At 63.0% G+C, this 24,615-nt stretch carries 27 protein-coding genes, 1 tRNA gene and 1 pseudogene; 14 read left to right on the top strand and 15 right to left on the bottom strand.

Annotated features, from left to right (window positions below; translation table 11 throughout):
• Positions 1-582 (bottom strand): annotated as a pseudogene (locus F758_RS43355) (glutamine--fructose-6-phosphate transaminase (isomerizing)); the annotation flags it as partial.
• Positions 583-808: 226 nt separating this feature from the next.
• Between F758_RS43355 and F758_RS0106285 the strand changes: the two are divergent.
• On the top strand, positions 809-1,045 hold the full coding sequence (locus tag F758_RS0106285) for a hypothetical protein (RefSeq protein WP_024507064.1): 237 nt from the start codon (positions 809-811) through the stop codon (positions 1,043-1,045).
• A 27-nt stretch (positions 1,046-1,072) separates the two neighbouring features.
• Here F758_RS0106285 and glmU read toward each other — a convergent pair whose 3' ends face one another.
• Complete coding sequence (glmU, locus tag F758_RS0106280) at positions 1,073-2,428, bottom strand: bifunctional UDP-N-acetylglucosamine diphosphorylase/glucosamine-1-phosphate N-acetyltransferase GlmU (protein ID WP_024507063.1); 1,356 nt, start codon at positions 2,426-2,428, stop codon at positions 1,073-1,075.
• 135 nt (positions 2,429-2,563) lie between these two features.
• Between glmU and F758_RS0106275 the strand changes: the two genes are divergently transcribed.
• Positions 2,564-4,030, top strand: a complete 1,467-nt coding sequence (locus F758_RS0106275; protein WP_024507062.1) for a hypothetical protein — start codon at positions 2,564-2,566, stop codon at positions 4,028-4,030.
• 101 nt (positions 4,031-4,131) lie between these two features.
• Positions 4,132-4,512 carry a hypothetical protein gene (locus F758_RS0106270; RefSeq protein WP_024507061.1) on the top strand — a complete coding sequence of 127 codons (381 nt, stop codon included), beginning with the start codon at positions 4,132-4,134 and terminating at the stop codon, positions 4,510-4,512.
• Here the strand turns inward: F758_RS0106270 and F758_RS0106265 are convergent.
• Positions 4,472-6,094, bottom strand: a complete 1,623-nt coding sequence (locus F758_RS0106265; protein ID WP_024507060.1) for a glycoside hydrolase family 17 protein — start codon at positions 6,092-6,094, stop codon at positions 4,472-4,474. The two genes, F758_RS0106270 and F758_RS0106265, sit on opposite strands and share 41 nt — an antisense overlap.
• Positions 6,095-6,346: 252 nt before the next feature.
• On the opposite strand from F758_RS0106265, the gene F758_RS0106260 reads away from it, so the two are divergent.
• From F758_RS0106260 to F758_RS0106250, 3 genes are all read left to right on the top strand, one after another.
• Positions 6,347-6,925 (top strand): hypothetical protein, encoded by a 579-nt coding sequence (locus F758_RS0106260; RefSeq protein ID WP_024507059.1) that lies wholly within the window; start codon positions 6,347-6,349, stop codon positions 6,923-6,925.
• A gap of 195 nt (positions 6,926-7,120) precedes the next feature.
• Positions 7,121-9,787 carry a glycosyltransferase gene (locus tag F758_RS0106255; RefSeq protein ID WP_024507058.1) on the top strand — a complete coding sequence of 889 codons (2,667 nt, stop codon included), beginning with the start codon at positions 7,121-7,123 and terminating at the stop codon, positions 9,785-9,787.
• Positions 9,788-10,004: 217 nt separating this feature from the next.
• Positions 10,005-10,080 (top strand) — tRNA-Lys (locus F758_RS0106250).
• An 81-nt stretch (positions 10,081-10,161) separates the two neighbouring features.
• Here F758_RS0106250 and F758_RS0106245 read toward each other — a convergent pair.
• Positions 10,162-10,404 (bottom strand): hypothetical protein, encoded by a 243-nt coding sequence (locus F758_RS0106245; RefSeq protein WP_024507057.1) that lies wholly within the window; start codon positions 10,402-10,404, stop codon positions 10,162-10,164.
• Positions 10,405-12,440: 2,036 nt separating this feature from the next.
• Here F758_RS0106245 and F758_RS0106235 point away from each other — a divergent pair.
• Positions 12,441-12,632, top strand: coding sequence for a hypothetical protein (locus F758_RS0106235; protein ID WP_024507056.1), 192 nt, complete (start codon positions 12,441-12,443; stop codon positions 12,630-12,632).
• 125 nt (positions 12,633-12,757) lie between these two features.
• Here F758_RS0106235 and F758_RS0106230 read toward each other — a convergent pair whose 3' ends face one another.
• On the bottom strand, positions 12,758-12,955 hold the full coding sequence (locus F758_RS0106230; protein ID WP_024507055.1) for a hypothetical protein: 198 nt from the start codon (positions 12,953-12,955) through the stop codon (positions 12,758-12,760).
• A 633-nt stretch (positions 12,956-13,588) separates the two neighbouring features.
• Here F758_RS0106230 and F758_RS0106225 point away from each other — a divergent pair.
• From F758_RS0106225 to F758_RS0106205, 4 genes are all read left to right on the top strand, one after another.
• The gene (locus F758_RS0106225; protein WP_024507054.1) at positions 13,589-13,987 is read left to right on the top strand and encodes a DUF4118 domain-containing protein; all 399 of its coding nucleotides are present in this window, start codon (positions 13,589-13,591) and stop codon (positions 13,985-13,987) included.
• A gap of 555 nt (positions 13,988-14,542) precedes the next feature.
• Positions 14,543-15,136, top strand: a complete 594-nt coding sequence (locus tag F758_RS0106215) for a formyltransferase family protein (protein WP_024507053.1) — start codon at positions 14,543-14,545, stop codon at positions 15,134-15,136.
• A 174-nt stretch (positions 15,137-15,310) separates the two neighbouring features.
• Positions 15,311-15,661: a hypothetical protein gene (locus F758_RS51580; protein WP_084305116.1), complete on the top strand. Its 351-nt coding sequence runs from the start codon at positions 15,311-15,313 to the stop codon at positions 15,659-15,661.
• Positions 15,606-16,163 carry a hypothetical protein gene (locus tag F758_RS0106205; RefSeq protein ID WP_024507052.1) on the top strand — a complete coding sequence of 186 codons (558 nt, stop codon included), beginning with the start codon at positions 15,606-15,608 and terminating at the stop codon, positions 16,161-16,163. Before F758_RS51580 ends, F758_RS0106205 begins: the two co-directional genes overlap by 56 nt.
• 25 nt (positions 16,164-16,188) lie before the next feature.
• Here the strand turns inward: F758_RS0106205 and F758_RS0106200 are convergent, their stop codons facing one another.
• The 3 genes from F758_RS0106200 to F758_RS50715 all read right to left on the bottom strand — a co-directional run bounded on the left by F758_RS0106200 (position 16,189) and on the right by F758_RS50715 (position 17,128).
• Positions 16,189-16,389, bottom strand: coding sequence for a hypothetical protein (locus F758_RS0106200; protein WP_024507051.1), 201 nt, complete (start codon positions 16,387-16,389; stop codon positions 16,189-16,191).
• An 11-nt stretch (positions 16,390-16,400) separates the two neighbouring features.
• Positions 16,401-16,799: a RidA family protein gene (locus F758_RS0106195; RefSeq protein WP_024507050.1), complete on the bottom strand. Its 399-nt coding sequence runs from the start codon at positions 16,797-16,799 to the stop codon at positions 16,401-16,403.
• 149 nt (positions 16,800-16,948) lie between these two features.
• Complete coding sequence (locus F758_RS50715) at positions 16,949-17,128, bottom strand: hypothetical protein (RefSeq protein WP_198026418.1); 180 nt, start codon at positions 17,126-17,128, stop codon at positions 16,949-16,951.
• Between F758_RS50715 and F758_RS0106190 the strand changes: the two genes are divergently transcribed.
• Positions 17,058-17,966 (top strand): DMT family transporter, encoded by a 909-nt coding sequence (locus tag F758_RS0106190; RefSeq protein ID WP_024507049.1) that lies wholly within the window; start codon positions 17,058-17,060, stop codon positions 17,964-17,966. The genes F758_RS50715 and F758_RS0106190 overlap by 71 nt on opposite strands.
• Before the next feature lie 89 nt (positions 17,967-18,055).
• Here F758_RS0106190 and F758_RS0106185 read toward each other — a convergent pair whose 3' ends face one another.
• Positions 18,056-18,295, bottom strand: a complete 240-nt coding sequence (locus F758_RS0106185; RefSeq protein ID WP_024507048.1) for a BrnA antitoxin family protein — start codon at positions 18,293-18,295, stop codon at positions 18,056-18,058.
• A gap of 333 nt (positions 18,296-18,628) precedes the next feature.
• Here F758_RS0106185 and F758_RS0106175 point away from each other — a divergent pair, with 333 nt between their 5' ends.
• Positions 18,629-18,844, top strand: a complete 216-nt coding sequence (locus F758_RS0106175; RefSeq protein WP_024507047.1) for a hypothetical protein — start codon at positions 18,629-18,631, stop codon at positions 18,842-18,844.
• On the opposite strand, the gene tgt is transcribed toward F758_RS0106175, so the two are convergent.
• Positions 18,841-19,980 carry a tRNA guanosine(34) transglycosylase Tgt gene (gene tgt, locus F758_RS0106170; protein ID WP_157449878.1) on the bottom strand — a complete coding sequence of 380 codons (1,140 nt, stop codon included), beginning with the start codon at positions 19,978-19,980 and terminating at the stop codon, positions 18,841-18,843. The two genes, F758_RS0106175 and tgt, sit on opposite strands and share 4 nt — an antisense overlap.
• A 251-nt stretch (positions 19,981-20,231) precedes the next feature.
• On the opposite strand from tgt, the gene F758_RS0106165 reads away from it, so the two are divergent.
• Positions 20,232-21,269, top strand: a complete 1,038-nt coding sequence (locus F758_RS0106165; protein ID WP_157449877.1) for an aspartate-semialdehyde dehydrogenase — start codon at positions 20,232-20,234, stop codon at positions 21,267-21,269.
• A 42-nt stretch (positions 21,270-21,311) separates the two neighbouring features.
• Here F758_RS0106165 and queA read toward each other — a convergent pair whose 3' ends face one another.
• The 5 genes from queA to coaD all read right to left on the bottom strand — a co-directional run bounded on the left by queA (position 21,312) and on the right by coaD (position 24,525).
• Positions 21,312-22,397, bottom strand: a complete 1,086-nt coding sequence (gene queA, locus F758_RS0106160; RefSeq protein WP_024507044.1) for a tRNA preQ1(34) S-adenosylmethionine ribosyltransferase-isomerase QueA — start codon at positions 22,395-22,397, stop codon at positions 21,312-21,314.
• A 141-nt stretch (positions 22,398-22,538) separates the two neighbouring features.
• Complete coding sequence (locus F758_RS0106155) at positions 22,539-23,003, bottom strand: peptidylprolyl isomerase (protein WP_024507043.1); 465 nt, start codon at positions 23,001-23,003, stop codon at positions 22,539-22,541.
• Complete coding sequence (locus F758_RS0106150) at positions 22,979-23,419, bottom strand: UCP034077 family protein (protein WP_024507042.1); 441 nt, start codon at positions 23,417-23,419, stop codon at positions 22,979-22,981. The genes F758_RS0106155 and F758_RS0106150 overlap by 25 nt, the downstream gene beginning before the upstream one ends.
• On the bottom strand, positions 23,416-23,979 hold the full coding sequence (locus F758_RS0106145) for a peptidylprolyl isomerase (protein WP_024507041.1): 564 nt from the start codon (positions 23,977-23,979) through the stop codon (positions 23,416-23,418). The genes F758_RS0106150 and F758_RS0106145 overlap by 4 nt, the downstream gene beginning before the upstream one ends.
• 48 nt (positions 23,980-24,027) lie before the next feature.
• On the bottom strand, positions 24,028-24,525 hold the full coding sequence (gene coaD / locus F758_RS0106140) for a pantetheine-phosphate adenylyltransferase (RefSeq protein WP_024507040.1): 498 nt from the start codon (positions 24,523-24,525) through the stop codon (positions 24,028-24,030).
• Between the last annotated feature and the right edge of the window lie 90 nt (positions 24,526-24,615).

The raw sequence follows: 24,615 nt of genomic DNA, 5'->3' as shown, positions 1-24,615 counted from the left end.
GATCGCATCCGACCCCAGATACATCTCGCCCTCGCCATGTCCGATCGCGAGCGGCGACCCCTTGCGCGCGCCGATCATGAGATCGTTATGGCCTTTGAACAGGAACGCCAGCGCAAACGCGCCACGCAGACGCGGCAGCGATGCNTTNACCGCATCCTGGGGCGAATAGCCCTTGCTCAGATAGGATTCGACAAGATGCGCGACCACCTCGGTGTCGGTNTCGGAGGAGAACTCGGCGCCGTTCTGCTCCAGCTCGGTGCGCAGCTCGCGAAAATTCTCGATGATGCCGTTGTGCACGACCGCGACATTGTCGGTCGCATGTGGATGGGCGTTGCTCTCGGTCGGCTTGCCATGCGTGGCCCAGCGGGTATGGCCGATACCGGTATGGCCCGCCAGCGGCTCGGCGCGCAGCCGCTTCTCCAGATTCTTCAGCTTGCCCTCGGCGCGGCGGCGCTCGAGATGGTCACCTTCCAGCGTCGCGACGCCAGCGGAATCGTAGCCGCGATATTCGAGCCGCTTCAATGAATCGACCAGCTGCTCGGCGACCGGTGCGCGCCCCAAAATCCCGACAATCCCGCACATGCGGATCAATCTCCGAGTTTAAGGAAATGATCGTAAAAACCGCGGGAATCTTTAACGAAATTCGGTTCCCTGCAGGACTCAATATTTATTGCCGATTGCGACAACGTTAAGCCGAGAGCCTAATCCTCCGCACCGCCGCCCGCCATCCGCGATTTCCCGGAGGCCGGGGCCTTAACCGAGGGTCAACGCTTTTTGATCCACGATCGACCCAAGTGGAGAATGGACCATGAGCGGCAAGCGCGACAAATCGCCCGCCCCCAAAGGAATCGCCTTCATGCATGCGCGCGCCAGCGAAACCGCCGGTACGCATCTCGCTCACTGGCCGCCGCCGCATCACGATCGCGAGGCGCCGGCGATGCTGAAGGTCAAACATCCTGACGGTGAGCCGGGCAAGCGCACGAGGCCGCGCGGCTGGCGCCTGACGCGCGCGATGTTTTCCGAATTCGCCGACGGCGAGGATTAGCGCGGTCACCGCCCCCATTGTTCCCGCTCAGCCTTTCGGCTTCTTGTCCTTCGTCTTCAATTCGCGATAGCGCGTCGCACCGCCCTCGCGGATGCTTTGCGGACTGCGCTCCACGGCCATGGCATCGTCAGGCACGTCCTTGGTGATCACCGAGCCCGAGCCGATATAGGCGCCGTTGCCGATCTTCACCGGCGCGACCAGCGAGGAGTTGGTGCCGACAAAGGCGCCCTTGCCGATCATGGTCTTGTGTTTGGAGAAGCCGTCATAGTTGCAGGTGATGGTGCCAGCGCCGATATTGGTGTTGGCACCGACCTCCGCATCGCCGATGTAAGAGAGGTGATTGACCTTGACGCCGGCTTCCAGCCGCGCCGCCTTCGTTTCCACGAAATTGCCGATTCTCGCGCCGTCGCCAAGCGAGGTCCCGGGCCGCAACCGTGCGTAGGGTCCGACGGAGGCGCCTTTGCCGATCGCGGCCTGCACGAGGTGCGAGAAAGAATGGATCACCGCGCCGTCGGCGACGGTGACGCCTGGCCCGATCACCACGAACGGCTCGATGGTGACGTCCTTGCCGAAGGTCGTATCGGCGGAAAGAAAGACCGTCTCAGGTGCGATCATGGTGACACCGGCATCGAGCGCAGCCTGGCGAAGCCGCGCCTGCATTACGGCCTCCGCCTCCGCAAGCTGCGCCTTGGTGTTGATGCCGCGCACTTCATCTTCGTCTGTTTCGATCACGACGGCCTCCAATCCCATGTCTCTCACGATGGCGACGGCATCGACCAGATAATATTCGCCCTTGCTGTTGGCGTTGCCGATCTTTTCGAGAATGCCGAGCGCCTTGTCGCCGGCGAACGCCATCACGCCGGCATTGCACAGGTCGATCTCGCGCTCCGCAGCGCTGGCATCAGCATGCTCGCGGATGGCGGCGAGCCGGCCGCCTTCGAGCAGAAGCCGGCCATAGCCGGTGGGATCCGTGGCGCGAAAGCCGAGGACACTAAGCGCCGCGCCCTCGCTCAGCGGTGCGCGAAGCCGATCGAACGTCGCAGCGGAGATCAAGGGCGTGTCGCCGAAGACGACCAGCAGATCGTCAGGCCTGCGTGCGATCGCCTCGCGCGCGGCCAGCACCGCATGCGCCGTGCCCAGCCGCTCGCGCTGGATGAAGATGGAGGCGTCGGGACGAAGCCGCTTCACTTCATCGGCCACCGCCTGATGGTCAGGCCCGATCACCACGGCAAGTGAGGCGCCAGCGCCCTTGGGCGCGGCCTGCAGGACATGGGACAGCAGCGACTGCCCGGCGATCGGATGCAATACTTTCGCCAATTGCGAGCGCATCCGTGTGCCCTCGCCGGCCGCGAGCACCACTGTCAGGCTGGATCGAGCGTTCATTGCTGTCCTTTTCGCAAACTTGTCGTCAGCGCGCCGTCATAAAGCGTTTTTCCCGCCCCGCAAATGTCCGGGATTCAAGATCGGTCGCCAATTCCTGTTAATGTTTCGCTGTGATTCGTTGAGGTTCCCCTTCGTATGGCAAAGGAAACGGACAAAAAGGCCGGCGCCTTCGAGCTCGAAAATACCGGGCTTCTGTCCGGGCTTTTCGCCGAAGAGAATGAATTCGACCGGCGCGCTTTATTGAGGATTGGGACCTGGGGAGTGACTGCGGTGGGTGCCGTGGTTCTTGCGGTCGTCTCCAACCAATCGTCGCTGGGTTGGCGGCGCGAGCAGGTTGCAGCCGCCGATCTCGCGCGCCAGGCCCAGCAAATCCAGGCGCTCGCGCGCGAAAGCCAGAACGAGACGCGACGGCTCGTTTCCGCGATCGAGACGCTGAACAGCGACCGCGACCGGCTCTTTGCCCGCGTCACGGTGCTCGAGCAAGGACTGGACTCGGTCACCGGCGCGCTCGCAAAGCAGAGCCCGGCACCAGCACCGCACCCCTCCGCCGCCCCGCCCGTGTCGGCGCAAAGTGCGGTGGCGCAGCCGACCGGGCAAATTGTCGCAACAGCGGTTCCGGCCCCGGTGACGACCACGACGGCAGCCCCGCCTGCCGCGGATAAATCACACGCGGACGCGAGCAAACCTGAAACGCAGGCTCCTGCATCGGCGGCCGCGAACGCGAACGCATCGGCGGGACCTTTAAACCCGGCTGCCGCCGCATCGCTGATGGCGAAATCCATGATCGGACCACCCGAACCGGCCGCAGCGAAACCCGCCGAGCCGGCCAAGGCGGGCGAGATCAAGGCGGCCGACGCCAAGATCACCGATACTAAGACAGCCGATACTAAGACAGCCGAGATTAAGACAGCCGAGGCTAAGGCGGCCGATACCAAGATAGCCGATGCTAAAACACACGACATCAAGACGGCCGATGCAAAAGCACCCGATGTAAAGACGGCCGACGCCAAAGGCACGAACGCGCCCGCGACTGCCTCGGCTGCGCCGCCGGCCGCTTCGCAGCGGCCATCGCCCGAACTGACCGCTTTGGCATCCGCCAAAAACTCAGAAGCGCCGGAGCAGGCGACGGTTACGGTCGATGTGCAGCGGACGGATTTTGCGGTGGATCTGGGCAGCGCCAATTCGCTCGGCGGCCTGCGCGCGCTCTGGCGCGGGGTGCGGCATTCAAACGCAGCTCTCTCCACCTTGAGCCCCATCATCATGGTGAAGGAAGGCAATAATGGGCTGGGCATGCAGCTTCATCTGGCGGCAGGCCCGCTCAAGGATGCAGCGACGGCCGCAAAGATCTGCGCGGCGCTCGCTGAGCGCAAGCACGGTTGCGAAACCACGGTCTATGATGGCCAGCGTTTGGCGATGACGGGCGACGAGAATCAGCCGCTTTCGGTGGCGGCTAAGCCGTTGCCCGAGGCCAAGCAAGGTTCCTACAAGCGGAGCAAGCACGCCAAGAAAGAGGAACCGCCGCCGCCGGCGGCGCCACCCCCGCCTCCGCCCCCACAGCCGGAGCAGCCATCGGCCTTTTCGACGCTGTTCGGCAGGCATTAAATTACCCTCGTCTTTGCAGCGGGTTGGGTGTAGGTCTGCAAGCCTCGGCAGGATGAGCCGGGGCACACCGCTGTTTCGCCTCCATTCGACGTCGATCAGGCATGAAGAAAACTCCGTTCCGGCTCACGCCCTATCAGGTGCAATGGCTCCTCATCGTCGGCTTCGTCAGCGTCGGCTATGCGCTGTACCTGCGCTATCTCGCGATCGAGTTCTCGACCGTGGCATTGGCCTGCGATGCGGGCCTGCGGACCGTGCTGTGCACGTCGCGCTCGGTCGCGACCGCGCTGTTCAAGAACAACGTGTTCGGCATCGTCGCCCTGGTGATCGCGGCATTGCATGTCATCCGCCCCTCGATCGTGCTGCTGACGGGAGGGCTGATCGCGGCGGGCCTTGGGATCGTGCTCTACAACGTCGCGCTCTCGGGGATCGCGATCGGCCTGCTCATTTTAGGCTTTGCGCGGCCCGCCCCCGCCACAGCGTGACGGCGAACAGCGCATAGATCGCGCAGGTCCAGAGCGACTGCCAGTTATCCCGGCCCTCGTTGAAGCCGATATAGATCGCCGACATCGCGAGCAGGCCGGCGAATACGGCTTCCGCGATCGGGCGCTGGCCCTGCTGCGGCCGGTTCACCGTCAAGAGCGCGAACGGCACTACCGCCATGGTCAGCGAAGCAAACGGGAAATCGCGGTAGCGCGGATCGAAGACAAAGCCGAGCGCGGTTTCACAAGCGATGACTGCGGTCACAATCAAGGCCGCCCCCAATACCAGGGTCAAAGCCTCGCGGCGCTTGTCGTGGCGCGGGCCGAGCAGGTCCAGGAAGGTCGGTAGCGAGCGTCCGGACACCAGCGCATTGGCGCCCAGGATGGGTGAGGCAATTCCGGCGGCGAACAGCGCGCCCCATTGCAGCCAGCCGCCCCAACCGTAGCTTTCATAGAACATCTTGTCGGCGGCAACACCGAACAGGATTCCGGCCGTGGTCGCGGAAATCCCCACGGCGATCCAGGAGCTCAACCGCGGCGTCCAGGGCCTACGGCGCAGCGTGAGGAGCGCGGCGGCGAACACAAATACGCTGATCAACATGCCGGCGGCCATCTGCCACTTCCAGAGCGGATAATTGCTGATCGGCACGCCGGGCGGATATTTCAGCTCCCGCCGCGCCGCATCGAACAGGCCCCAGAAGCCGCCGACCGTCCCCTCGAGCTGCCGTTTCCAGGGCTGGTCGTAGGCTTCGATCAGGTTGACGCGAAAATTCTCCCGCTTGGCGAGCGACAGGATTTCCGAGACCACGCGCGCCTGGTTGGTCCGCGACGGCAGCGCGCCTTCGCGCATCCGCCCTGCGCTTGGCCATCCGGTTTCGCCGATCAGGATCTCCTTGCCGGGAAAAGCCACTGCCATCTGCTGGCGGATCGAATCGACATGGGCGGCAGCGAATTTGGCGCGGATTGGGAAGTCTTCCCAATAAGGCAGGATGTGAATGGTGATGAAATCGACCGCATCGTAGATTTCGCGGTTCTTCAGCCAGTATTCCCAGACATCCGCATAGGTGACCGGGACCGTCACCTGCGATTTCACCGAACGAATGGTGGCCGCCAGATCGTTGACCGTCATCTCCCCGCGCAGCAGCACCTCATTGCCGACCACGACGGCCGTGATGACGTCGGGATATTGCTTGGTCAGCCTGACCACGGTCGCGATCTGGTTCAAGTTCTTGAAGCGGTTGTTGCTGAGCCAGATGCCCTGAATGACCTTCAGCCCGACCTTTTGCGCAATACCCGCGACCTGATCCTGGCCGTACTCGATCGAATAGGTGCGCACGCATTCGGTGACCTTGGCGAGTTGCGTCAGGTCCTGCTCGATCTGCTCGGCCGAGATATGGACATTCCCGCTGAGCGGCGACTGCGCGTCGCGGAACGGCGCGTAGGAGACGCATTGCAGCTTGGCGCTGGGATCGATCGGCGCGCGCTCGAGCATAATGGGCGTGGCCAGCCACCACCACACGGCAGCGATCGCGCCCAACGAGACGAGCAACAGCGCCAGTGGCGTACGAAAAGAAATCAGTTCCATCCTCCAGGCGGGGGAAGCGTCGATTAGCCGGAAGCCGGCCGTCTGCCAAGAGCCGGAAGCGCCTTCTTTCCAGACTGCTCGTCACAGGATTTTACCACAAAACGATAAAGTTGTGACTTTGCTGGACAAAATCCGAAATACAGGTCATGGGATCAGCGCTGCGTCTCTGCCGCATTGGGGACCCATTTGAACGGCATCACCGGTCATATCCGCGGCGGAGGCGGCGGAAGGACTGCAACAATTGGGGAATCCATGCGTCGACGGGTGCTTGAGCTTAAGAACATCACTGTGCGCCGTCTCGCTGTCCCCGGGCTTATCGCCCTCTTGAGTATCGGAACTGCCTTCGCCCAAAGTGGCGATAACAAGGCCCAGGAGCAGTCGGGCAAACCCGCCGCGGCCAACCAGGCGGACGCGGCCAAGGAGAGCCAGCACAAGATCGACCAATTCGTCGAAGCGGCGCAGGCCATCAACGGCCCTGCCGGAAACCCCGAATGCGTCTGGCTCGGCCGGCGCGTGGTGCAGCTCGTCTGGGTCGACGATCTCGACACCGCCTTCCGTCACCTCGATCTGTATGACCGCTTCGGCTGTCCCGGTGGCCATATCCAGGCCGCCTTCCGCTGCCTGACCCGTTTCGCCAACCAGATCGACGACAAAGTCCCCAACAGTCTGCGGGACCACGTCCACGCCTGCTGGATCAATCCGGGCGCCCAGCCGCAGGCCGTGGCGGCCGCGCCGTCGAACCCGCCCGCGACCGCGGGTGCAACTCCCGCGCCGACGCCAACACCGGCCAATCCGCAGCCGCAAGCCTCGCCTCAGCCGCCCGCGAAGTAGTCAGCCCGCGTTCAGGTTTGATGGGCTAGCAACCATCTGGACCATGCGAGTTGAATGCTGCGCCCTTAAAACGCCATGGCGTCATATCAGTTGTGTAATGGCGTGGCAGGACTATCCTTTAGTCGCCGTCGTGTCGGTCGAACCTAGGGGACAGGTTCGCATGTCCCACTGCATGCCCCATCTGGTCTAGTCGCGATGCGCGCCGTCGTTGCCGTTCTGCTGTTTGTCAGCGCCGTTCACGCGGCGCTCTGGGGGATTCTTCAGGACAAGCAGGAGGCACCTGATTTCAAGGGCATGCTGCCCAGCGTCTCCTACGCACCGTTCGAAGGGACGGCCCACCCGGACGTCGACAACATCCCGACGATCGAGCGCATCCGCGCCGACATGAAGAAGCTCTCGACGATAACGCGGGCGATCCGTCTTTATTCGTCGACGGGAGGCGTCGAGCTGGTGCCGCCGATCGCCGCCGAGTTCGGGCTCAAGGTCACCGTCGGCGCGTGGATCGACAAAAACTCCGACCGCAACGAGCGCGAGATCGAGGCCGCGATCAATCTCGCCCGCCGCAACAGCAACGTGATCGGCATCGTCGTCGGCAACGAGACGATCTACCGCGGCGAACAGAAGGTCGACGACCTGATCGAGCTCATCAAGCGGGTGAAGAAGTCGGTCAACGTCCCCGTCACGACCGGCGAAATCTGGAACATCTGGCGCGACAATCCGTCCCTGGCGTCGAATGTCGATTTCATCGCCGCGCACGTTCTGCCCTACTGGGAGAATTTCTCCTCCGCCCAGGCCGTCGATCAGGCCGTCTATCTCTACCAGTTGCTGCGCGAGAAATATCCCGGCAAGCGGGTGGTCATCGCCGAGTTCGGCTGGCCCAGCGCCGGCTACAATCTGCTCAATGCCGACCCCGGACCGTTCCAGCAGGCCACGGTGCTGCGTAATTTCGTCACCCGGGCCGAGTCCATCGGCATGGAATACAACATCGTCGAGGCGATCGATCAGCCCTGGAAATTCTTCGAGGGCGGCGTCGGTCCTTACTGGGGCGTCCTCAACGCCGCGCGCGAGCCGAAGTTTTCCTGGACCGGACCGATCGTGAATCCAGATTACTGGAAGCTGGCCACGATCGCGCTTCTGGTCGGCATCCTGATGTCGCTGCCGATCCTGAGCATGGCAGCGCCGACCGCGCCGCAGGCCCTGGTGCTGTCGGCCGCCGCCAACGGCGTCGGCGCCTGGATCGCCACCGTGTTCGCCTATTGGAACGGCCATTATTTCGTGTTCGGCTCGGCCTTCGCGCTGACCTTGGGCCTCATCCTGTTGGTCCCGCTGATCCTGATCGCGATGGCACGGATCGAGGAAATCGCGGCCGTCGCGTTCGGCCATCTGCCGCGCCGCCTGCTGGTGAAGGGCAGGAACATGCGCGCCATTGCAGCCGGAGCCGCATACCCGAAAGTATCGATCCACGTGCCGGCCTATTTCGAGCCGCCGGAGATGCTGAAGCAGACGCTCGATGCTCTGGCCCGGCTCGACTATCCAAACTTCGAATGCGTGGTCATCATCAACAACACGCCCGATCCCGCGTTCTGGCAGCCGATCCAGGATCACTGCCGCGCGCTCGGCGAGCGCTTCAAGTTCATCAATGCCGAGAAGGTCTCGGGTTTCAAGGCCGGCGCGCTGCGTATCGCCATGGACCGCACGGCGGCGGATGCGGAGATAATCGGCATCATCGATGCCGATTATGTGGTTCACCCCGACTGGCTGAAAGACCTGGTGCCCGTCTTCAACGATCCGCGCGTCGGCCTCGTGCAGGCGCCGCAGGACCATCGTGACGAAGACCGCTCGCTGATGCACTACGTCATGAACGGCGAATATGCCGGCTTCTTCGACATCGGCATGGTCCAGCGCAACGAGGAGAACGCCATCATCGTGCACGGCACGATGTGCCTGATCCGCCGCGCGGCCATGGACATGGCCGGCGGCTGGTCGAGCGACACCATTTGCGAGGACACCGATCTCGGCCTTGCGATCCAGGAGCTCGGCTGGCTCACGCATTACACCAACAGCCGTTACGGCCAGGGGCTCCTGCCCGACACTTACGAGGCCTTCAAGAAGCAGCGCCATCGCTGGGCCTATGGCGGCTTCCAGATCGTCAAGAAGCACTGGCGGCGTTTCCTGCCCGGCGCGAGCCGGCTGACGCCGGATCAGAAGCGCGAATTCTCGCTGGGCTGGCTGAACTGGCTCGGCGCGGAAAGCCTGGGTGTGCTGGTGGCGATCCTGAACCTGATCTGGGTGCCGATCGTGGCCTTTGCCGACATCGCCATTCCCGACCGCATCCTGACGCTGCCGATCATCGCGGCCTTCGTGGTCTCGCTGGGGCATTTCCTGGTGATGTACCGCCTGCGGGTGCCGGTGAAGACCGGGCAGATGCTGGGCGCGATGATTGCGGCCATGAGCGTGCAATGGACGGTGTGCCGCGCGGTCGCGCAGGGCCTGATCACCGAGCACCTGCCCTTTGCGCGGACATCCAAGGGTGGGCTGTCGCGGATGTCGATCGAGTTCCAGGCGTTCTGGGAGGCCGTAATCGCCGTGCTGCTGCTGGCCGGCGCGGGCGTGCTGATCGCCACCAACAGCGCGCGGCAGATCCACGAGATCTATATTTTCGCCGTCGTGCTGGTGCTGGAGAGCCTGCCCTTTCTGTCGGCGGTCGCGATCGCCACGCTGGAGCTCTCACGGGCGAACTCCTTCGCCTTCTGGCGCAACACCGCCGTGCGAACGGCGGAACTGATCGGCCTGCGCCCGGTCGCCCTCCCGGTCGCCCCGCCCCAGCGCGCCGGCAGCGAGGTCCCGCGCGACGGCCGCTGATTGGGTTTGGATGGTTTTGACGATTCGTGCCTTTATCTCCTAAAGAAGGGCGCCTAACGGTGGCCTGGAGTTGCGGAATCCGGGCAGAGGCCCGCTTTGTACGGGTCCCATTCGCAACTATTGACCCGCGGGGGATCGACCCCTACACAGCGCGGGCCGGAGCATGGTGCAAGACAAGCCGCGACGCTTCGGATGCGGCAACCATGGTCAAGGGAGCGAGCGCGTAGCTCAGACGGTAGAGCACGTGACTTTTAATCACGGGGTCCTGGGTTCGATCCCCAGCGCGCTCACCAAACAAGATCAGGCACTTAGGCGCAAAAGCGCTGCTTCAAATCTTTCGGCCTCAGCCCGCCGAAGTACGGCCCGACGCCCACTCAGTACGTTGTCGGCGCCGCTGCTTCGCCGCCAAACTTGGACGGATCGTTGTAGCTCGGGGTGTCGCCGTAATAGGCCGGCGGCGGAGGCGGCGCGTAAACCGAGCCTGGAACGGCGGCAAAGCTCGAGGCCACGCCGGGACGAATGAAGACGTGGTGGCGCGGACGGGCGTGATGCACCGTTGCCGCAGCCGCGGAAGCACCCAAGGCGACCAACAGTCCTAAACCCAAAACCGCACGCATTGCATTCGCTCCAATGGACCAAGGCCGCTTCTGAATCTTTTTGAGCCTTTGGGGGCTCGCGGTCCCAGCCGGGGCGAGCCGGGACCGCTGCCGTGCGGGCTGCTGGGGGAGGATGCAATTGCCCGCTGTCGATCATGTGTGTTCGCGCGAGCCTGGCCCAAGGTCCAACGGCTTCACGATCGGTCACATCGGCGGCATCGCTTGTAGATGCCCGCCCTGGTGCCGCCCTCGCCCGTGCCAGATGATGTGCTCAAATCGTGATGCGTGGCGCGGATAACGAAGATCGGGCTGGTGCGCTTGTGAGGGTTGCAGCCGAAACGCCACGGACGATCACGCCGGCTCATCAAAGTGGCAAAGCCCAGTCCGCTTGTGACTGCTAGGGATTGAACATGACGCAAGCTACACAGCGGAGTTCTAAGGGACGCTTGATCAATTCAGAGAAACGTTGGCCAGCCAAATACTGCCGGTGTATATAGCGTCGTCCTTGTGAGCCTCGCCGTGCCTTTCGGAGCTCTTGGCCGTTCTCTCCGGCGGTCCAGGGCTCGTTTGTTATGCTCGACCCAACCTCCGGGTGCGACAGGCGATCAGCTTCAGACGGTGCAATGGTAGCCAGTGATCGCGACTTCACGGTCCGCTCTGGATGCCCCAAACCAATTGTTGCGTGATCACCTCTGGTTTCAGCTGCCACCCCTGCCGGCGTTTCTTCAGCGTGGGCTCGTGCGCCATCGCTCCCGAGCTGTCCGACTGGGCTGTCAGCTGTAATGGTCTGCAAGGACTTCCCTGCCTGCTCGTTTGTCGAGGGTCGGATCGCAATTTCGTTAGGCGTAGCGGGCTTAGCTGAGCCTTCCTTCGCGAGACCATCGGCTTGCGGCTGTATGGCGTCTTTCGAAAGCTGCGGCCGTGGTGCGGCCTGTTCGGAAGGCTCCATAACCCAAACGTATCCACCCGCGAGCAAAATCCCGACGACCACCAAAACAAAAAAGTTGCGCATGCGGTGCTCCATGGTCTCCGCAAAGGCCGGCTGCTTACCGGAGACGCAGCCAAGGTCTGCTTGGCCGTGAGCTGCTCGAATTGAACATCCAAACCTATGTACCTGCAAGTGCTGCAAGCAGGAACTCCGTCGCCAGCTCGTTGAGTTCGCCAAGGCGGCAATCAACTGGCCGTTCTTGTCCGAGTTCAAAGGTCCGCGATGGCGCGGATAGCCATGTTGCAGGCGCTGCAGGCTGGAAAGCCACGACCAGCGCCGGCGCGATCCACGCGCTGCACGCCGTTTCCGCCGTGCAACTCAATCACAGCCAACGGATCTACGGTTAGCGAAGAGCAGATACTCCGTGTCTTTGAAACGGCTTTTTACCCTGGCTACGCAAATGGCAGGACAACGCGCCCAGAGCCAACGATGCGAGCGTGATCTGGCTGAGATCGGAGGATGTGACTGCCGGACATGCCCGGTTGTGCGGCCAGTGCTGGAGACAATCGTCGAGGTGGTCGCTCCGTCCTGGCCAAGCTGGCAATCGCTGGACCCGTCAACGGTATTCCGCGAAATGCTTGAACTTGAGGCTTAGTAGGCCCGGCGAAGATTCCAGGACGGGACCTTCGGACCCGCGAGCGGACTCCTGCTTCCAGGCACATCAAGGGCTTGCGTGGCTCCCTTCTCGCAGCATCTCATGGTCCGCCCCGGGTCGGGGAACCGCGACCTTCCGCTCTGCGAAATCTCATGGACGAAACCATTTTTACGACCCGACGAAACCATCCTGAAACCAGCGGACTTCTATAAGGGAGCCATAAAGAAAATAAGGCAGGGTTTGGCGTAAGGACGAGTTCGATGGTCGAGGCATTGGCACTCCTAGTCGCATTTTTTAGCGCGAGCATTTTCGTGGCCCATGCGGTCGAGGCTTATTTCTGATCGTGCTCCCGATCAGGCGACGATGATCCGGCTCGCACCGCGGCCCGGCATATCTTCACGTTGTCGTGTTGCTGGCCTGTTTTGGCCCATCTCCGCTCCCCACTTTTAGTAACGAGACAAACAGGAATGCACCATGCGCAAGCTCACGCCCCGAGAAGCTATCGCTCGAGCCTACCCAGGCTATGACCGCACCATGGCAGACCGGCTGATCGCTTGGCTTGATGCCTGCGGCTACGAGATCGTCGAAAAGGATCACGACGTGAGCGTCGCACCGTCTCAGCCGAAAGGGGACGAGCGCCAGGCGAGCCTGGTCTTCGAGCACTAGTCGTCTTCCAGCAGAACTGCCTTCGCGCACTCATCGCCCATCATTGAGTGCGCCCATCGCGTTTATTGCAACGCTGCAGATGGCGCCCGGCAGCGCGCCGTGCCGCCGATCGCCCGGATCGCGCCTCACTCGCCTTTGATGAAGACGTCGCCAAGCGATGCGACCGTCGTGGGATGCGCTTCGGACCAACCTTGGCTCTCTGCGAGATGCTCGTAACGTTCGGCCATGCGGATCAGCCGGCGGCGTATGGTCTTGTCGGCTTCTTGCTCCGCCTGCTGCCTGAGTTCGGCCGCCTCGCGGATGAGATCGGAACGTTCGGCCATGAATGTCCTCCGCAAATTCGGGAAGCAGCTTTCATGCCGCAACTAACGCGATAATCGATGTGCGCAGATGAGGTTCCTCCAGAAATCGCAGACGAGGCCTTCCAACTTGCACGGGTGAAGCCAAATCTACCCGGACCATAGTGGCTAGGAACATCCACCGCCACGCTTGGTTGTGTCGCGAAGGATTCACAAGGGACCCGTCATGAAACTCGCGACGATAGTACTCGCCTCTGCCTTTGCACTTTCAAGCACGGTCGCACTCGCGCATGGCTACAAGCGCACACACCATGGCATGCGCCACTCGATGAACATGATGCGCCACTCGTCCAATTCGGGTAATCCGAATGGTGCGGCGGGCGGCCCCACGACTCTCAGCGGGACCGGCTCATCCACCTATGGCGGGTCCTCGCCGGGGACCGGCGGGAGACCATGATGAGGCTCCGCGCTGCACCGCAAGAGGGCCTGAGCAGTGAAGAAGCACTGCCCTCGAACCCGCGTTAACCGCCCTGCCCCGGCAATCGCTGTTGCGGTGCTCCATCATCCACCTGTTGCACAAGCCTTCCCCCGGCGCTAACCCTACGCTCCGTGGCCAAACGGGGCGGGCCGCTTGTTTCGAGCGCGCGGGGGCAAGCGTTGCGTAACGGATTTTCGAGGACCCACCTGTTTTTTAAGCTCAAGCCTTGGTCGCCGGCTGCGTTCCTGACCGCGCTATCCGTTCTGGCGGTCGCGATCGGCCTGCGCATGCTGTTCGATTGCCTGGGCGCCACGCTGTACTTCGCAACGTTCTTTCCGGCGGTGCTGCTGGCGAGCCTGCTTGCAGGCGTACCCGCAGGGGCTTGCGCCGCGCTCCTGTCCATCCCCATCGTTTGGTGGGCGTTTCTGCCGCCTGTTTTCGAGTTCAGCCCGCTGACCCCTGCGGATTACAGGGATTTCACGACGTTCCTGTTGGGAAGTGGCCTATTGATCTGGTTCGCGCAGCTCTGCCGCGAGGCGATCATGCTGCAGCGCATTGAATCGTCCAGCGAATTCTAGGCGCGGCCCTTCTCCGACCGGGATCAGCGCGCAGTGAGACCCGTCCTGCAATGAAGGGCATCTGGCACCGTCTCATCATGAGCCTGCTGTTGATCGCGGCGCTCGTGGTCATCTGGCACGTGCTGGGGCGCTAGTTGAGCTGGGTCCAATAGCAGGTGGTGTTCCTCGCCTTCCGCGCGGAGGAGCAACGAATTCTCGGCGCGAGGGCTTTAAACCTGCTAGATGGAAGGACGCATCGTTGAACGGGAGCGCCGATCAGGTGTTGCCGTCAGCCGTGGCAAATAGCCGAGCGCTCGTGCCCTGGGGTAGGTTGTGACAGGCGCGGCACCCGGCTATTCGGCCGCGCGGCGGTGCGGCCTTTATATAAAAGCATCAAAGCTTTAAAGATCCGTCTTCGCTCGCTTTGCGAGCCGCGCCCAAACGCGGCCGCAAATGGCGCAAAAAACTTGGCCTCGATTCTCGCCCCGTCTGTTGATAACCAGCGCCGGCCTTCCACCTGGAGCGCCGCAACATGCTATCGACGGGCCGACTGCCCGCGCGTACGAAAGGACGACCATGCGGATTACCCTCATCGGCTCCCGCCATTTTGGTGTGACCACATTCAACATGCTTAGGGAGCATGGGGTCGAGGTCGCACGGGTCGTGGTGCACGATGGCGAAGACCGCCTCGCCGCTGCCGCGCGTGCCGTCGGGATCGAGGTCGTGGTGCAGGCCGATCCCAAGCTGGTCACGACGTCCGAGATCGCGCCCAACACCGACTTGATCGTGACCGCGCACAGCCACGCTCGCGTCAGCAAGGACGCGCTCGCGGCGGCAAAGCTTGGCGGCATCGGCTATCATCCCTCGCTTTTGCCGCGCCATCGCGGCATCGCCGCGGTGGAATGGACCATCAAGGAAGGCGATCCGATCGCTGGTGGCACCGTCTACCATCTCGCCGACCGCATGGATGCCGGCGCAATCGCAGCGCAGGAGTGGTGCTTCGTGAAGAAGGGCGAGACCGCCCGCGAATTGTGGGAGCGCGCGCTCGCACCGCTCGGGCAGAAACTGCTCGCCGAGGTGATTGAGTACGCCAAGACCCACAACGCGCTGCCGGCCAAACCGCAGGACGAGCAGTTCGCCACAAAGGCGCCGGCGCTGTCGCCGCATTAGGTGGACGGCCGCCTGGGTGACCGGAGTTGGATGCGTTAACCATCCGGGCATCCGGCGTCGCTGCACCTATGTCATTGAAGGCGCTCAGGTAATCCATAGACCGATTGCAGCAAATTTTCGTCACATTTGACCCGAATAAGCCACCCTATCCCCCACATTGAGGATTTCTCATTCATGCGTTTCAATCGCATCGGTACGATTATTTGTGCTTCCGTTCTGGCCGGCGCGGCAACGGCTCCGGCGTTTGCGGCATCGCCTTACGATGGACTCTGGCATGTCACGATCGTGACCAAGACCGGCAGTTGCGAGCCCACCGCAAGCTCGACGCTTACGGTCACGGACGGTAAGATTTCGGCAGCCGGTGCGAATGTCTCCGGCAGCATCGGACGAGAGGGCCTTGTTCGTGTCTCAATCAACGGTGCATATGCGAACGGACAACTCAATGGCAATGTCGGATCGGGTAAGTGGAATGGTGCGTCAGCGGGCATACCGTGCAGCGGTCGGTGGGAAGCATCGCGGCAATAGGGTCGTCACAACCAACGGTGGCGTGAGCAATTTCCGGCGGCTGTTCATCACAGCCGCCGTTTTATTTGGTACTGGCCTTTTTGGCCCCGCCGCTCACGCGCAAGCCGGTCCGTTCGCGGCGCTCGCCGGCCGCTGGGCCGGCAGCGGCACGGTGACGCTGGATGACGGCTCGACCGAGCGCATCCGCTGCCGCGCGACTTACGCGGTCGGTGGCCCACGGATGGACCTGACGCTCACCTGCGCCAGCGAGTCCTACAAGTTCGATCTCCGCGGCGATGTGGTCGCGGAGCCGGGCGGCGCAATCTCGGGCACGTGGAGCGAGGCCAGCCGCAATGTCACCGGCAACCTGCAGGGCCGCGGGCGTGACGGCAGCTTCCAGGTGGTCGCCAGCGGTCCCGGCTTCAACGCCAATATCTCGCTCGTCACCCGCGGCAATCGCCAATCGATCACGATGCGGGCGGAAAACCAGTTCCGCGGCGCTTCGATCACGCTGTCGCGCTAGGTTCTGCCCGAACCAAAAGCGCGCATCAGCGCGCTTTTGGTTTCGCCAGCCGCTCCGCGGTCTGGTTCATTGTCTTCGCAATCAGAAGCGCCTGCTCCTTGGTCAGGGCAAAATCCTGCACGCCTTTCTGTGTGGTCAGCGACAACACCATGATGTGCGGCTCCTGCTCCGGCCAGCCGGTCGCGAAGGCGGTGACGAAATCAGCGGACGTTTTTCGTTGCGTCATTACAAGGTCTCCTAAGCGGCCGGAACGAAGGCCGTCACTTCGATCTCAACCTTGGCCCGGGCATCGACCAGGCCGTCGATATAGAGCAGGGTTGAAGGCGGGAAGTTGCGACCCAGCGTCTCTTTCCAGGCGCTGGCGATGCCAGCTCCTGCGGACTCATATTCGTTGCGGCTGGTGAGATACCAGGTCAGGCGAACAATATGCTCAGGGCCGGCGCCGGCTTCGGCGAGCAGTTTTGTGATCCGCCGCAAGGCAGTCGAAACCTGCGTCGCCATATCGGGCGCATAGTCGCCCTTTTCGTCGCCGCCCGTCTGACCCGCCAGCACGATCCATCGCCCGGGACCACTGAATTCGACGCCATGGGAAAAGCCTCGTGGCCGAGACCATTCGGCTGGTTGCAAGATGCGCATGATCGTCTCTCTCCCTTTTTCGTCGTTCCGGGGCGATGCGAAGCATCGAACCCGGAACCTCGAGATTCCGGGTTCACGCTTCGCGTCCCCGGAATGACGCGAAGCAACTAGCACCAAACCGCTCGATCCTCCGACGGTGAAATTCACCTTCACGACCTGCAGGTGCCGGGTTGCAGATGCCGGGCGCATTTGCGGTTGCAAATGCGCCTCCTTTCGCCGATACCGGCCTGCCCTTTGTCCACCGGGTCCCGCTGCGCCATGTCGACGACGCCTTCCAAACCAATGGCCGCGCTCTGGATGGCGGGCTGGCTTTCGCTGATGCTGGTCATGGCGGTCGCCGGCCGCGAGGCCACGCGCGAATTGAACGTGTTCGAGCTGATGGAGGTGCGTTCCCTCCTCGGCTTCCTGCTGCTCTATCCGCTCATCCATCGGAGCGGCGGCTTTGCCGCCTTGAGGACCTCGCGCCTGCCGCAGCACATCGCCCGCAACCTTATCCACTATGGCGCGCAGCTCGGCTGGTTCTTCGCGCTGACGCTGATCCCGATCGGACAGGTGGTGGCGATCGAATTCACCATGCCGATCTGGACCGCGATCCTGGCGGCGAGTTTCCTCGGCGAACACCTCACATTCCGGAAGCTGACGGCAATTGTGCTCGGTATCGTTGGCGTCGCTATCATCGTGCGCCCCGCCGCGGGCGAGATCAATCCGGGACAACTTATTGCGCTTGGCGCCGCAGTCGGCTTCGGCATCTCGATGGTCCTCGTCAAATCGCTGACCCGCACCGAGAGCGCGCTTGCGATCATCTTCTGGATGCTTGTCGTGCAGTCGACTGCCGGTCTCTTGCCGACGCTTTACACCTTGACTTGGCCGTCCGCCGATGGCTGGGGCTGGATGGTCGTGATCGCCGTCTGCGGCACGTACTCGCATTATTGCCTTGCGAACGCGATGCGCTATGCCGACGCCACCGTCGTGGTGCCGATGGATTTCCTACGGGTGCCGCTGACCGCAACCGCCGGCTGGCTGCTCTATGCCGAGCGGCTCGATGCATTCACGGTGCTCGGCGCCGGCCTCATCCTCACCGGCAATCTGTTGAATCTGAAGGCATCCGAACGGGCTGCCTCGCCCTCTGCGCTCAAGCAACCGGCCGACCATCCGGTCAAATTGTAATCCGGTCAAGACAGCCCGCAGAACCGAACCATCTCAAGGTTCCGGGTTCGAGGCTGTCGCGTCGCCCCGGAACGGCGGGGGCTTAGAAACTACTTCCCCGCCGCCTTGCGCAGCGCTTCGTTGATGCGGTCCTGCCAGCCGGGGCCGCCCCGCTGGAAATATTCCAGCACATCCTGGTCGATCCGCAGCGTAACCTGTTCCTTCACGCCGGGAATGGCGGTCTTCCCGGGCGGCGCTTCCGCAACTTTGGCGGTCACCTTCTTGAACGCAGCTTCGGCTTCGCTGCGCGCGTCACTTAAGGTCCGCGGTCTTCTCGGCTGATCCCGCATCATCCAATTCCTTCAAACAAAGCGGTCGAAAGATAGCGTTCGGAGAACGACGGCACGATGGCAAGAATGATCTTGCCGGCATTTGCACCCGTGGCTGCCGGTGCATCCATTATGAACCCCTGATGACAGTGAAAGCGCGAGGACCGGGCCGATGGCGGAAGTTAGCGACTGGGCACGCCGCGGCGCAAGGAACAATGATTCAAATCAAAGTACGTTGCGTTGCAAAAGTTTAGCGCGGCCAAATAACGCAAAAGCTACGCAATTGTGTTGCTACACTGTCAACGATTTTGGTGTATAAGTTGTGCAAGGCTTCGGAACGCAGAGGGGTCCGCGATGCCAGCTCTTGCTGAATTCCTGTCGACCGTCACGCCTCTCCCCGATCCGCGCGGGAGCGAACTACCAACCTGCCCTGTCTGCGCAGACTCCATGGTAGCCGCGGAAGCTTCCGCCTATCTGTCGGACAATCTGATCAGCTATCTCTGGACTTGCGACACCTGCGGTTACGGTTTCGTGACCAAGCACACGACCAAGCGGATGATGTGCAATTAGCTTGTCAGAGGGGCGATATCGCCCCGTGTCCAACCGGCGCGCGTACGCTCGTAAAGCTCCGAAAAGCTACCGTTCGTGATCGCGTCCCTGATGTCGGCCATCAGGCGCTGATAATAGGCGATGTTGATCTCGGACAAGAGCATCGCACCCAGTGTCTCGCCTGATCTGACGAGGTGATGCAGATAGGCGCGCGAGATGTCTCGCGTCGAGGGCCAGGTGCTTTCCTCATCCAGCGGCCGCGGATCATTGGCGTGGCGCGCGTTGCGCAGGTTGATGGCGCCGAACCGGGTGAAGGCGACGCCATGCCGTCCGTTGCGCGTCGGCAGCACGCAGTCGAACATATCGATGCCGCGCCTGACCGCCTCCAGAATATCGTCCGGCGTGCCGACGCCCATCAGGTAGCGCGGCCGATCGGCAGGCAGCAGCGGCGCGGTCTCATCGATCATAGCCAGCATCACCGCCTGCGGCTCGCCCACGGCGAGCCCGCCGATCGCGTAACCGTGAAAGCCGATGTCGGCGAGCTCGCGCGCGCTGATCTTGCGGAGCTCGGGGAGATCGCCGCCCTGCACGATGCCGAACAGCATGTAGCCGGGCGGAGCGGTTTCGAAGGCACGCTTGGAGCGCTCCGCCCAGCGCAGGGAGAGCTGCATCGCGCGATCGATGTCCGCGCGCTCGGCGGGCAGTCGCACGCATTCGTCAAGCTGCATGGCGATGTCGGAGCCGAGCAGGCGCTGCACCTCGATCGATCGCTCTGGCGACAGCTCGACCTTCACACCGTCGATATGGGAGCGGAAGGTCACGGCCTGCTCGGTCAGCTTGCGCAAATCCGAGAGCGACATCACCTGGAAGCCGCCGGAATCGGTCAGCATCGGCCCGCCCCATCCGGTGAAGCGCTGCAGCCCGCCGAGCGCGGCAATGCGCTCAGCGCCAGGCCGCAGCATCAGATGATAGGTGTTGCCGAGCACGATGTCGGAGCCGGCTTCACGGACCTCGCGCCAGTACAGGCCCTTCATGGCCCCGGCCGTGCCGACCGGCATGAAGGCGGGCGTGCGCACCAGGCCGTGCGGCGTGGTCAGTCGGCCTGTGCGGGCCGTGCCGTCGGTCGCGAGCAGTTCGAAATGGTTGGGAAGCATCATGGGCCGGCTTATGGCGTAACAACGCGGTCGGATTCAACCGTTCTGCAGCCGTTATCGGCCTTGAAAGCCGTTGACGGCGCTCCGCCCTGCCCCTATGTTCCCCCGCCATGTTCACCGCGACCAAACGCACGACCAAAACCAGCAAAGCCCGGCAGGGCCTCGGAGGCGTGCGCGCGTAGCTGACCTGAAAAGCCGCGTTATCTCGAACCGAGCCCCGCCTTGAGAAAGGTCCGGGGCTTTTTCATTGCCTGGTGGAGACCAAAGTGAAGAACGATCCCGTTGTCGCGATTGTCGGCGTGACCGGCGCGGTGGGCGCCGAATTCATCGCCACCATGGACAAGCGCGACTTTCGCGTCAGCAAGCTGAAGGCGCTGGCGAGCGCGCGTTCGGCCGGCAGGACGGTGAGCTTTCGCGGCAAGACCGTCACGATCGAGGAGCTCAACGAGCGCTCGTTCGAGGGCGTCGACATCGCCCTGTTCTCCGCGGGCGGCTCGATCTCGCGGAAGTTCGCGCCTCTGGCCGTGCGGTCCGGCGCCGTGGTTGTCGACAACTCCTCCGCCTTCCGCATGGATCCTAACGTGCCGCTGGTGATCCCCGAGATCAACGCGCAGCGCATCCGCGAGCACAAGGGCATCATCGCCAATCCGAATTGCGCCGCGATTACGGCCCTGGTGCCGCTGTGGCCGATCCACCAGAAGAACCGTATCAAGCGCGTGATCATCGCGACCTATCAGGCGGCGAGCGGCGCAGGTGCGGCAGCGATGGACGAATTGGTGCAATCCACCCGCGCCTATCTCAACGGCCAGGTGTTTCCGCCCAAGGTGATGCCGCACCCTTACGCCTTCAACCTGTTCAGCCACAACACCGCGATCGATCCGGAGACCGGCTACAACGACGAAGAGAGCAAGGTCATCAAGGAAACGCGCAAGATCTTCGAGGACGAGAAGATCGGGGTGGGCGTCACCTGCGTGCGCGTGCCGGTGTTGCGGGCGCATTGCGAAGCCATCACCTTCGAATGCGAGAGGCCGATTTCGGAAGCCGAGGTCCGCAACATCCTGGCGGTGGCGCCCGGCGTGCGGGTCGTGGACGACCGGGCCAACAATTACTTCCCGATGCCGGTCGATGCTTCGGGCCAGGACGACGTGCTTGTCGGCCGTATCCGCAAGGATCTGTCCGACCCATCCGGCCACTCGATTGCGATGTTCGTCGCCGCCGACCAGCTCCTGAAGGGCGCCGCGCTCAATGCCGTGCAGATCGCGGAGCTGCTGCCGGAGCGGATGATGGCTTGATTTGTAAGATGGGTCGAGCGCACGCTCCACCCATCCTTCAGTCTACCGATCGCCCGACCTGTCGCGAAACAGCAAGCACGCATCGCCATAGGAATAGAACCGATACCTCTTGGCGATCGCGTGGGCATAGGCGTGCTTCATGGTGTCGAGCCCTGCGAAGGCCGAGACCAGCATGAACAGGGTCGAGCGCGGCAGGTGGAAATTGGTGAGCAGGATATCGACCGCGCGAAAACGATAGCCCGGCGTGATGAAGATCGAGGTCTCATCCGCGAACGGCTCGATCATACCGTCCTCGGCTGCCGCGCTTTCCAGGAGGCGCAGCGAGGTGGTGCCGACCGCCACGATCCGACCCCGGTCGGCGCGGGCCTGATTCAACGCCGCAGCGGTCTCGGCGGAGATGCGGCCCCACTCGGCATGCATCCGATGGCCCTCGGTATCCTCTGCCTTTACCGGCAGGAAGGTCCCCGCCCCCACGTGCAGCGTGATCCTGTGAATGCCAACGCCATGGGCGCGTAGCGCGGATTCCAGCGCCGGCGTGAAATGCAGGCCCGCGGTCGGTGCAGCGACCGCGCCCTCGGCCTGCGCGAACATGGTCTGGTAGTCCTGCGCATCCCGCTTGTCGATGTCACGTTTGGAGGCGATATAGGGCGGCAGCGGCGTTACGCCGAGATCGTCGATGGCCTGATCGAGCGCCGGGCCGTGAAACGAAAAGGACAGCGTGACCTCGCCTTCCTCGCCCTTGTGCTCGACCTGGGCGTCGAGATGGCCGAGCAGGCAGACCTTGCCCTCATTGCCGAAACGGATGGTGTCGCCCTCGACGAGTTTTTTGGCGGGCCTCACCAGCGCCTGCCAGCGCGAGCCGTCGAGCCGCTTGATCAATGTTGCATCGATCCTGGGCTCGGTCGGCCGGCCAATGCGCCGGCCGGACAACTGCGCCGCGATGACCTTGGTGTCGTTGACCACGAGCTGATCGCCGGCCTCCAGCCATTTTGGCAGCTCCGAGACCACGTGGTCGCGCAGCACGCCATCGCCCTGCACCACCAGCATGCGCGCGGAATCCCGCGGGCTCGCGGGACGCAGCGCGATGCTTTCAGGTGGCAGGTCGAAGTCGAACAAATCGGTGCGCATAGAGTTTGCGTGCGCGCTTCCTCACTTCGCTGTCATTCCGGGGCACGCGAAGCGTGAACCCGGAATCTCGAGATTCTCAGGTGCGCAATTGCGCACCATAGTTCGGTGCTTCGCACCGCCCCGGAATGACGGGCTTTTAAGTTACTCCGCGTCCACGGCCATGCGCGCCTTGACGATCTTGTCCGGGTTCTGCACCGGCTCGCCGCGCTTGATCTTGTCGACGTTCTCCATGCCCTCGGTGACCTTGCCCCAGACCGTGTACTGGCCGTTGAGGAAGGAGGCGTCATCGAAGCAGATGAAGAACTGGCTGTCGGCGGAATCCGGATTGGCCGCGCGCGCCATCGACGCTGTGCCGCGCACATGCGGCTCCCTGTTGAACTCGGCCTTCAGCTTTTTGCCGCTCCCGCCGGTACCGGTGCCCTGCGGGCAGCCGGTCTGCGCCATGAAGCCGTCGATCACGCGATGGAACACGATGCCGTCGTAAAAGCCCTCGCGCACGAGTTCCTTGATGCGTGCGACATGGTTGGGGGCGAGGTCCGGACGCATCTCGATGGTCACGGGCCCCTGGGTGGTTTCAAGGATCAAAGTATTCTCGGTAACAGCCATGCTTGTTTCTCTGTCGGTTTGGGGGTGGGCCTAACGTTGTGGAACCGGATCGAGAACGGGTGGCCGGCCACGGCGCCCGCCATACTCTCGGTAAATGGCATCGGCGTACACCGTTGCAACGTCTCCATCACAGCGATGCGGTATTGGAGGCGGTCATTGTCGGTCGCGCCGGGCGATTCATAGGTAATCCGCGGACGGCCCAAAATCTCGCCGGCGCGATTGAAGCTGACGATCACAGTGATGTCGATCGGATTGGCGCGCGACGGTGGCGGCGGTCTCCAACAACTATAGAGTTTTGCGAGCGCATCCTTGATGGTGTTGACCTGTCCCTCCTCGGCTTGCGCCGACGATGCGAACAAGGCGAGCGCCGACGCTGCGGCAATCAGGATGCGCAACTGTCGGCCGGCGCCGCTCACTTGATATCGGATGCGACTTGCACCTTCACCATCTTGTCGGGATCGGTGACCGTACCACTCGCCGAGCCGGGCGGGGCCTTCTTCAGCTTGTCGACGACATCCATGCCCTGCACAACCTCACCAATGACGGTGTATTGACCGTCGAGGCTCGGCGCATCCGCAAACATGATGAAGAACTGCGAATTGGCGGAATCGACGCTGTCGCCGCGCCGCGCCATGCCGACGATGCCGCGCTTGAAGTGAACGTTTGAGAATTCCTGCTTCAGGTTCGGATACTTCGATCCGCCGGTGCCGTTGAAGTTCTGGCCATCTCCGGTCTGCGCCATGAAGCCCTCCATCACGCGGTGGAACGGCACGTTGTTGTAGAAGCCGTCGCGCGCGAGCTGCTTGATGCGCTCGGCATGGTTCGGCGCGAGGTCCGGCCGCAGCTTGACGACGATGCGGCCCTTGGTGGTGTCGATCACGATCGCATTCGCCTTGTCGAGGCCGGTGGGCAGGGATTGTGCAAGCGTAGGCGCCACCGAGACGAGCGCGAAGAGGACGGCGAGGACTCGGATCATGAAAACTCCGGATCGTTGGACAGGATGTTGGCTTCGGCGCGAATGCGGTCAGCCGGCGAATTTTGCCTTGAGGGCGGCGGCGACGAGCGGTGGCACGAAGGCGGAGAAGTCGCCGCCCATGCCGGCGATCTGCCGGACCAGTGTGGCGGTGATCGGGCGGACAGGCGCGGACGCCGGAATGAAGACCGTATGCACATCGGGCGCCATGGCTTCGTTCATCCCGGCAAGCTGCATCTCGTAATCGAGATCGGTGCCGTCGCGCAGGCCCCGGATCATGATGGTCGCATTGTTCTGTTGCGCCGCTGCGACGGTGAGATTGTCGTAGGTGGTGCAGTCGAAGGCGCAGGCGGCCGCGGCCGCGACCGGCGCAAAGACATCCTTCACCATCTTCAGCCGCTCATCGGTGGAGAACAGCGGCTTCTTGCCCGAGTGCACACCGATGGCGACGATCAGCTTGTCACAAAGCGTGACGGCGTGGCGGACCACATCCAAATGGCCATTGGTGACGGGATCGAAGGAACCTGGATAAAGGGCGATGCGCGGCATGGCCCCTCCTACCCCGCCCGCGTAATGCGGGCAAGCCACCAGGGTTCCATGGAGACGTCGCCCCGACCAAAGCCCATTCTCACGGCGCCA

Source organism: Bradyrhizobium sp. ARR65, assembly GCF_000472385.1.
Classification (GTDB): domain Bacteria; phylum Pseudomonadota; class Alphaproteobacteria; order Rhizobiales; family Xanthobacteraceae; genus Bradyrhizobium.
The sequence above is the reverse complement of the archived record's forward strand: the minus strand, read 5'-3'. Positions and strand labels throughout refer to the sequence as shown.

Coding starts and splice junctions, on each gene's coding strand:
- F758_RS0106285 (WP_024507064.1), top strand. CDS start 809: ATGAGCGGCAAGCGCGACAAATCGCCCGCCCCCAAAGGAATCGCCTTC.
- glmU (WP_024507063.1), bottom strand. CDS start 2,428: ATGAACGCTCGATCCAGCCTGACAGTGGTGCTCGCGGCCGGCGAGGGC.
- F758_RS0106275 (WP_024507062.1), top strand. CDS start 2,564: ATGGCAAAGGAAACGGACAAAAAGGCCGGCGCCTTCGAGCTCGAAAAT.
- F758_RS0106270 (WP_024507061.1), top strand. CDS start 4,132: ATGAAGAAAACTCCGTTCCGGCTCACGCCCTATCAGGTGCAATGGCTC.
- F758_RS0106265 (WP_024507060.1), bottom strand. CDS start 6,094: ATGGAACTGATTTCTTTTCGTACGCCACTGGCGCTGTTGCTCGTCTCG.
- F758_RS0106260 (WP_024507059.1), top strand. CDS start 6,347: ATGCGTCGACGGGTGCTTGAGCTTAAGAACATCACTGTGCGCCGTCTC.
- F758_RS0106255 (WP_024507058.1), top strand. CDS start 7,121: ATGCGCGCCGTCGTTGCCGTTCTGCTGTTTGTCAGCGCCGTTCACGCG.
- F758_RS0106245 (WP_024507057.1), bottom strand. CDS start 10,404: ATGCGTGCGGTTTTGGGTTTAGGACTGTTGGTCGCCTTGGGTGCTTCC.
- F758_RS0106235 (WP_024507056.1), top strand. CDS start 12,441: ATGCGCAAGCTCACGCCCCGAGAAGCTATCGCTCGAGCCTACCCAGGC.
- F758_RS0106230 (WP_024507055.1), bottom strand. CDS start 12,955: ATGGCCGAACGTTCCGATCTCATCCGCGAGGCGGCCGAACTCAGGCAG.
- F758_RS0106215 (WP_024507053.1), top strand. CDS start 14,543: ATGCGGATTACCCTCATCGGCTCCCGCCATTTTGGTGTGACCACATTC.
- F758_RS51580 (WP_084305116.1), top strand. CDS start 15,311: ATGCGTTTCAATCGCATCGGTACGATTATTTGTGCTTCCGTTCTGGCC.
- F758_RS0106205 (WP_024507052.1), top strand. CDS start 15,606: ATGGTGCGTCAGCGGGCATACCGTGCAGCGGTCGGTGGGAAGCATCGC.
- F758_RS0106200 (WP_024507051.1), bottom strand. CDS start 16,389: ATGACGCAACGAAAAACGTCCGCTGATTTCGTCACCGCCTTCGCGACC.
- F758_RS0106195 (WP_024507050.1), bottom strand. CDS start 16,799: ATGCGCATCTTGCAACCAGCCGAATGGTCTCGGCCACGAGGCTTTTCC.
- F758_RS0106190 (WP_024507049.1), top strand. CDS start 17,058: ATGTCGACGACGCCTTCCAAACCAATGGCCGCGCTCTGGATGGCGGGC.
- F758_RS50715 (WP_198026418.1), bottom strand. CDS start 17,128: ATGACCAGCATCAGCGAAAGCCAGCCCGCCATCCAGAGCGCGGCCATT.
- F758_RS0106185 (WP_024507048.1), bottom strand. CDS start 18,295: ATGCGGGATCAGCCGAGAAGACCGCGGACCTTAAGTGACGCGCGCAGC.
- F758_RS0106175 (WP_024507047.1), top strand. CDS start 18,629: ATGCCAGCTCTTGCTGAATTCCTGTCGACCGTCACGCCTCTCCCCGAT.
- tgt (WP_157449878.1), bottom strand. CDS start 19,980: ATGATGCTTCCCAACCATTTCGAACTGCTCGCGACCGACGGCACGGCC.
- queA (WP_024507044.1), bottom strand. CDS start 22,397: ATGCGCACCGATTTGTTCGACTTCGACCTGCCACCTGAAAGCATCGCG.
- F758_RS0106155 (WP_024507043.1), bottom strand. CDS start 23,003: ATGGCTGTTACCGAGAATACTTTGATCCTTGAAACCACCCAGGGGCCC.
- F758_RS0106145 (WP_024507041.1), bottom strand. CDS start 23,979: ATGATCCGAGTCCTCGCCGTCCTCTTCGCGCTCGTCTCGGTGGCGCCT.
- coaD (WP_024507040.1), bottom strand. CDS start 24,525: ATGCCGCGCATCGCCCTTTATCCAGGTTCCTTCGATCCCGTCACCAAT.